Source organism: Romboutsia weinsteinii, assembly GCF_002250835.2.
GTDB classification, from domain to species: domain Bacteria; phylum Bacillota; class Clostridia; order Peptostreptococcales; family Peptostreptococcaceae; genus Romboutsia_A; species Romboutsia_A weinsteinii.
Genome location: NZ_NOJY02000093.1, coordinates 1 through 7107, shown reverse-complemented (window position 1 = coordinate 7107; position 7107 = coordinate 1). Strand labels below are relative to the sequence as shown.

At 31.2% G+C, this 7107-nt stretch carries 5 protein-coding genes; all 5 read right to left on the bottom strand.

From position 1 onward, the window contains the following. Window positions 1-257 precede the first annotated feature (257 nt). Window positions 258-1571 (bottom strand): sarcosine reductase complex component B subunit beta, encoded by a 1314-nt coding sequence (gene grdF, locus CHL78_RS19165; protein WP_094369493.1) that lies wholly within the window; start codon window positions 1569-1571, stop codon window positions 258-260. Between the two features lie 23 nt (window positions 1572-1594). Beyond that, entirely contained in the window at window positions 1595-2881 is a 1287-nt protein-coding gene (gene grdG, locus CHL78_RS19160) for a sarcosine reductase complex component B subunit alpha (protein WP_094369492.1), read from the bottom strand. Window positions 2882-2930: 49 nt separating this feature from the next. Beyond that, a complete protein-coding gene (hydA, locus tag CHL78_RS19155; RefSeq protein WP_094369491.1) occupies window positions 2931-4325 on the bottom strand; it encodes a dihydropyrimidinase in 1395 nt (464 codons plus the stop codon). A gap of 131 nt (window positions 4326-4456) precedes the next feature. Beyond that, window positions 4457-5194: an isochorismatase family protein gene (locus CHL78_RS19150; RefSeq protein WP_094369490.1), complete on the bottom strand. Its 738-nt coding sequence runs from the start codon at window positions 5192-5194 to the stop codon at window positions 4457-4459. 290 nt (window positions 5195-5484) lie between these two features. Next, window positions 5485-6864, bottom strand: a complete 1380-nt coding sequence (locus CHL78_RS19145; protein ID WP_094369489.1) for a sigma-54 interaction domain-containing protein — start codon at window positions 6862-6864, stop codon at window positions 5485-5487. Window positions 6865-7107: the final 243 nt, after the last annotated feature.

Below are 7107 nucleotides of genomic sequence, written 5' to 3'. Positions count from 1 at the left end.
TTACCAAAAACTTCTACAGTAAAGAAGGCGAAGTAGAAGTGCTAAGAGACATCAACTTCTCTCTTAAAGAGGGAGAATAACTTATGGATTATGGGAATTTAGAAATATGTATCTTAAGGAATTATCAGGATTAACTGACAAAGAGTTGCTCTTATTGTGATTCAAATTCTGAAAAAGTATATTCGAGATATTTTTATAATAATCAATATAAGCCCTAAGTCAATATCCACGACTTAGGGCTTATATTGATTATTATTTTAATTAGATTCAAATACTGTTTGATTATTTATTTCTGTTTGGAGTGCTTTTAATCCCCTTAATACCAAATTTCTTCTTATTTTCTTGCTATCTACATCACTTAAAGTTGGATTCCCTAGTGGATATGGTATACCTATTGCTGGCACTATTCTATTTGCACCTATCGTTAAAGATATTGGTACTACTGTACATATGTGAACTACAGCAATTCCTGCCCTTTCTATTTCTTTTACCATCGTTGCACCGCAACGTGTACAAGTACCTCACGTAGAAGTAAGTATAACAGCTTTAACACCATCTGCTACTAATTTCTTAGCAAAATCTTCTCCAAAACTTTTAGCATTTCCAACACTTGTTCCCGTACCTGTTGTAGTTACAAAATAGTTAGCTAACTCTCCTATTACACCTTCTTTTTCTAACTCTCTTAAAACATCAAGTGGAACTACTAAGTTAGGGTTTTCTAGCACATAAGCTCTATCATATCCTCCATGTATTGTTGTGAAATCATCTTTTGACATAGAGTCCATTCCTGTTAAATCATATATACCATACTTTGTAGCACTTGAAGATTCTATTCTATCTGGATTATCAATTGGAACTATACCTCCTGATGTAACTAATGCAACCTTTACTTTTGATATATCAGCTATTGCTTTAGCAGGATCAACTCTATCAAACTCTGGCATAGGATACTCTGTTATATAGTTTTGTTTATTCATTTTTCTAACTAACATTTCTACTGCTCTTTCAGAACCCCTTAGTTCATGGAAGTAGTTAATTCTTATTCCTCTTTGAATATAACCTTCAACCTCTGGTGGCCCTACTTCTTCGCCTTTTGCTAACTTTATACCAATACTTGCCATTTTAGGAATAGATTTTCTTAAATCTGCTGCTGAATTTTTAGTTGATACTATATATAAGTCAATCTTAAACATATCAGCGCCTGGATTTTCAACATACATACCTGTAACTACAGGTATATTTAATTCTTCTTCAACTTTTTTACATATACTACCACAAGCAACTCCGTATCTACCTGCATTAAAAGCTGGTCCTGCTATAAATAAGTCTGGTCTTTCCTCTTTTATCATTTCCAATAATACGTTACTAGCTTCTTCAATATTTTCTCCAAAATATGAGTCTCCACAGATTACAGTTGCTACTATTTCAGCTTCCTCACCTAATGACTTTTGAAGAGCTATTCCAGGACCTACTACTCCGACTCTTTTTTCAGGTTTTATATCAGCTTTTTCTTCTCCTCCAATTCCCGCAAAGAAATTGTTTATATAGTGAACTACTCTTAATTTACTCATAAAATTCCCCCCTATTTTTAATATTAATAGTATCTAGCTGCTAGGTGGTTGTATCCATTTGCTATGGTAGAAGCTATGATTATTTGAATCTCTGCATACATACTTCCATCTTCTTCAATACAACCTTTATATCCACCTATCATCATCTCTACATACTCTAAAGTACCTATTACTTTATCCATAGCTGGGAAATGTACTACTAAATTACCTTGACCACAAGATACTAATGCATCAGCTTCTTTAGTTGCATCTGCTACTGATTGACTCTTTCCATCTTTTCCAGGGAACTCATCTGTTATTAATACAACATCACAACCTGCATTAGTACACTTTTTACAGTTCATCATTAAGTCTGTATCTGGATTTCCATATCCTTCTTCTGTTATGATAATTCCATCTACACCTAAGTATTCAGCTAACTTTGCAACCATGTCAGAACTTCTTTCTTTATCCATTAAGAACACATTTTCATTAGTTAATATAACTCCTACAAAGTTTAAATCTTTTCCATGTCTTTTGTATAAGTCTTCTATAACTGGGTTGTTTAAGTGATGGAAAGTAGTTACCTTATCACAAGGTGCAACACAATTTCCTGATATTATAGCTCCGTCCATTATTTCTGTTGGATACATAAATGTAGGAACCATTTGCTTAACATCTACTCCATAGTAGTAAGTATCATGTAAAAGCCCTTGAGATTGTAACATGTGAACATAAGCTACTGTAGGAAGATTTTCGTATTCTTTTATCTGCTTTGCTAATGGTTTTGTTTCGTATGTTACTATTTCATCTGGCTCTACTCCTTTACCTGCCTGCCCTATATATGTAGCAACTTTAAGACCTGCTATTCTTGCAGCTGCCTCATAGCTATGAGTTTCTAAATTTTCCTTAGGTTCTACTACAACACAAATATTGTTTGTATTTGAAAATGGTGTATACTTTGCAGTTGGTCCGCTCATGTCAATTATACCTTCTTGAAAGCCTACTATACTACCGCAAGTTACTACACAAGCTCCAACTAATGCATGAGTTCTTCCCTCTCCTACTGTTTTAACTTTACTTATAATCCCTGGAAATATTCCACCTTCAGAATCTACTTTAACTCTTGGCTCTATAACATCTTTTACTGGAGCAATTCTAATTGACTCACCCGGTCTAGCTAACTCAACTTTAACTTCTTTTATTCGTTCATCTTCTAATACTAATCTCTCAACTTCATCTTTATTTACATACAGAGTTGATTCTACTACCTTAGTTTCTGTTCCAAATTGTACATCATTTATGAATATTTTACCTAATTCTAACTTCATTAAAATACCCCCTTTTGTTTATATGATATCTTTTTGCTATTTTTAGGTATTAATCTTTCACCTTAAATCCTTCATAACATAGTGCATATGGCTTTGGTTTAATGTATTTTCCCTTACCTTTTCTACCTACAAATTTTCCTCTTTGTGCTACAAGGCTACCACGTAAAAATACTTTATCAGCTATACCATATCTTTCAAATCCTTCAAAAGCTGCATAATCTGTTCCTTCATAACTATCTGCATGTGTAATAGTTCCTCTATAAGAAGGATCATATATTACAATATCTGCATCTGAACCTGGAAGTATAGCTCCTTTTTGAGGATATAATCCTACTATTTTTGCAGGTTTAGTTGCAAATATATCTACAAATCTTTGTTTTGAAATTTTTCCTTTTTCAACACCTTGAGTCCAAAGCATAACCATTCTATCTTGTACACTAGGACAACCATTAGGAATTTTTGCAAAATTATTAAGTCCATCTTTTTTCTTTTCAAATCCGCCTTTAACAGCTGCATGATCTGAACCTACAGCAAGCAAGTAGTTGTTTTTTATTGCATCCCACATAGCATCAATATGTTCATCTGTTCTAAGTGCTGGTGAGCATACATATTTAGCGCCTTCAAAGTTTGGTTTTTCTAAAAAGGATTGATTTAGAGTTAGATAATGAGTACAAGTTTCTCCATATACTGGTAATCCTTTTTCATTAGCAACTTTAATATGCTCCATCGCTCCTTTTGATGAAACATGAACTACAAATAAAGGGCATCCAGCAAGTTCTGATAGATAAATAGCTCTTTGTGTAGCTTCATCTTCAACAATAGGAGGTCTTGAATATGCATGATAAACTGGTTCAGTTTTACCTTCAGATAATAACTGATTTTGAAGAGTATATACCATATCTCCATTTTCAGCGTGGACCATAATAGTTATTCCATAATCCTTAGCTATTTGCATACCTTTAAAAATTAAGTCATCTGGTACCATAAAAGGAGTGTACTTATATGCCATAAAAAATTTAAGAGTTGTAATACCTGCATCAACCATCTTAGGAATTTCATCTAGTAAGCTTTCATTTGTATCCATAACCATTCCATGGAATGAATAGTCAGATGATGATTTTCCCTCTGCAAATTCTTTATTTTGTATATCAATAGATTCAATTATACCCCTACCTTTAATTTGAGGAGCAAAGTCAACTATAGTAGTTGTTCCACCTACAAGTGCAGCATGAGATGTTTCAAAAGAAAGTGTAGCAAAAGACCCCATATGAACGTGTTCATCTACTCCACCTGGAATTACATATTTACCAGTAGCATCTATTACCTCATGACCGTCCTCACATAAGTTTAGACCAATTTCTATAATTTTTTCTTCTATAAATATATCTGAAACAAATTCGTCATTAGCTGATAAAATTGTACCATTTTTAATAATTATACCCATACACATACCTCCTATTTAAAAATTACTTAGATCACTTGGCAAGTTCTCATCCCGTTTCTAAAATTTGAAAAGGAGGCACTTTATATTATGGCCTCCTATGTTAGTAAATTATTTGTTATTTACTTTTAATTCTATTTATTGTCAGACTTTCTAGCTGCTTTAGTATATACACTTGAGTCTATTCCTTCTAAGTACTCAACAACTTCCTCAACAGAAACAACATCACAGAATTTAGCTTCCATATCAAATAAATTCCACTCAATAACTCCAGGAACTCTATCCCCAACAGTTCCTCTTGGAACTATAGTTTTAAATCCGTATCCAGTAGAATCCATTACAGTATGTCTAACACATGCACAAGAAGTAGCTCCCATTACTATTAAAGTATCTACACCTAAATAATTAAGTGTTTGAGCTAAATGAGTTCCAAAGAAGTTAGATGCATATTTTTTATGTATAACTGGCTCTTCTGGTCTTGGTTTTAATTTAGGATCTATTTCCATCCATTCAGAATTAATATCAAGAGCACTCATAGGTATTTTTTCATCCCATCTTGGAAGATCCCATTGTGCATCTCCAACATATCCAGTTGTAGTATGAAATATTGGTACTCCAGCTTTTCTTCCAGCATCTAAAACTTTAAGAGATTCTGCACAAACTTCTTCAGCTTTGTCACAAGTGAATGGGTGACCTTCGCTCATCCAAGCCTTAGCCATATCTACAGTTGTTATAGCTGGTGCTTTACCATAACCCATCTTTCTCATGAATCCTCTTTCTTTGTAAACTTCCCTAGCTTCATCAAATGCCTTTCTTAATAGTTCCTCATCAAATTGATAATTATCAACAAATTTAAAATCCTTATTCTTCATAATAAAATATTCCCCCCTGTTTATTTTAAGGAATTTTCCTTTGTCCTTATATATAGCAAGGTTCATGCCAAAAATAAATAAGGTTGAAAACTAAGCTATAAAGCTATTTTTCTGTTATAGGATAATAATTCGTTTGCAATTTTGCAAATGAATTAAACTATATTGCCTCTTATTCATTAATATTGTAGTTTTATTATAATTGCAAAAGGAAATCTTTTTTTGCATTTTTGCAAATAAAATATAAATTTATCCAAAGTTTATATAGAATATAATTTTTTATATTTTTCATTTTATGTAAATTTTAATTTATACTTATTCATTTTTCTTGATAATGTAGAGTAGTGTATTCCCAAAACTTCTGAGGCTTCTTCTAAGGTGTGATATTTTGAAATTGTATCTTCTAGTATTGTTTTTTCATATAATCCCATAAGATGATTTAGTTTTTCTTTCTTTATAAGAAAGCTACCACTTTTATAATCAGAAATCATTATTTGTGATAAAATTTTTCCAGGTATCATTTCCACTTCTATTGTCTTTTCACTTAAAATAAATAGATATTCCACTAAATTTTCAAGTTCTCTAACATTTCCAGGATAATCATATCTTAAAAGATAATCCATAGCTTCTTTAGATATCTCTTTATTTACCTTATACTTGTTGTTAAGCTTTTTAATAAAATATTTTATAAATACGTCTATTTCTTCATGCCTTTCTCTAAGAGGAGGTATTATAATTGGAAAAACATTAAGTCTAAAGTAAAGGTCTTGTCTAAATGTTTTGTTTTTAACTTCCTGTTCCAAGTTTCTATTTGTAGCTGCAATGACTCTTATATCAAGTTTAATACTATTTTTTCCACCGATTCTAGTGATTTCTTTTTCTTGAAGAGCACGAAGTAATTTTGATTGTACTGGTAATTCTAATTCTCCTATCTCATCAAGAAATAAAGTACCGCCATTTGCAAGTTCAAAAAATCCTACTTTACCATTAGTAGAAGCTCCTGTAAAAGCTCCTTTCTCATATCCAAAGAGTTCTGATTCAAATAATTCCTTTGGTATTGCTGCACAGTTTACTTTTATAAATATATTATCTTTTCTTAAACTTTGGCTATGAATATACTTACTTAATACTTCTTTTCCTGTACCTGACTCACCATATATCATAACTGTTGAATCAAACATTGCTACTTTAGAAGCAAGATTTTCTGTATTTTTCATTGCTTTACTTGTAAATATATAATCTTCACTTTTATTTATTAAGTTTTTTAAATTTCTTATCTTTTGATTTGCTTTTTTTTCTTTATCAATATATTCCTTAATCTCTTCTTTTAACTTTTCCAGATCTTCAATATCTCTAGTATTATTTATGACTCCTATTATTTTTCTGTTATTATCAAAAATAGGCTTTGCAGAACTAATAGCTGACTTTCCAGTTATATATCTATGTGTTGTAGAAATGGACTTTCCATTCTTTAAAACTTCTAAAGATATTGCTTTATTTATAATTCCATTATTTAAAAGAGTTAAAAGATTCTTATTTATAATATCATCTTTTTTTAAACCTGTAATATCTTCATACTGTGAATTTACATATATTATATTTCCTTCTCCGTCTGTAATTAATATTCCATCATAAGATGAGTCAATGGCATACTTATAAAAGCTACTATTCAATATTCACTCCTCCTTTATTACTGATAACTATTTATAAATTATCAACTTCATAATTTATTCTATTTAATAAACATCTTATCCTCTAGCTATAAACGATATTATCTAAGGTTAGAACAAATTACGTAAATTATTTTGCTTCATTAAGTAATATAATTAACAATCCTAAACTGGTACAAATCCTCTTCAAATTTAATACTATATACTATGCAAGGAATTTCACAGGGGGTGACATCATGCAAACAA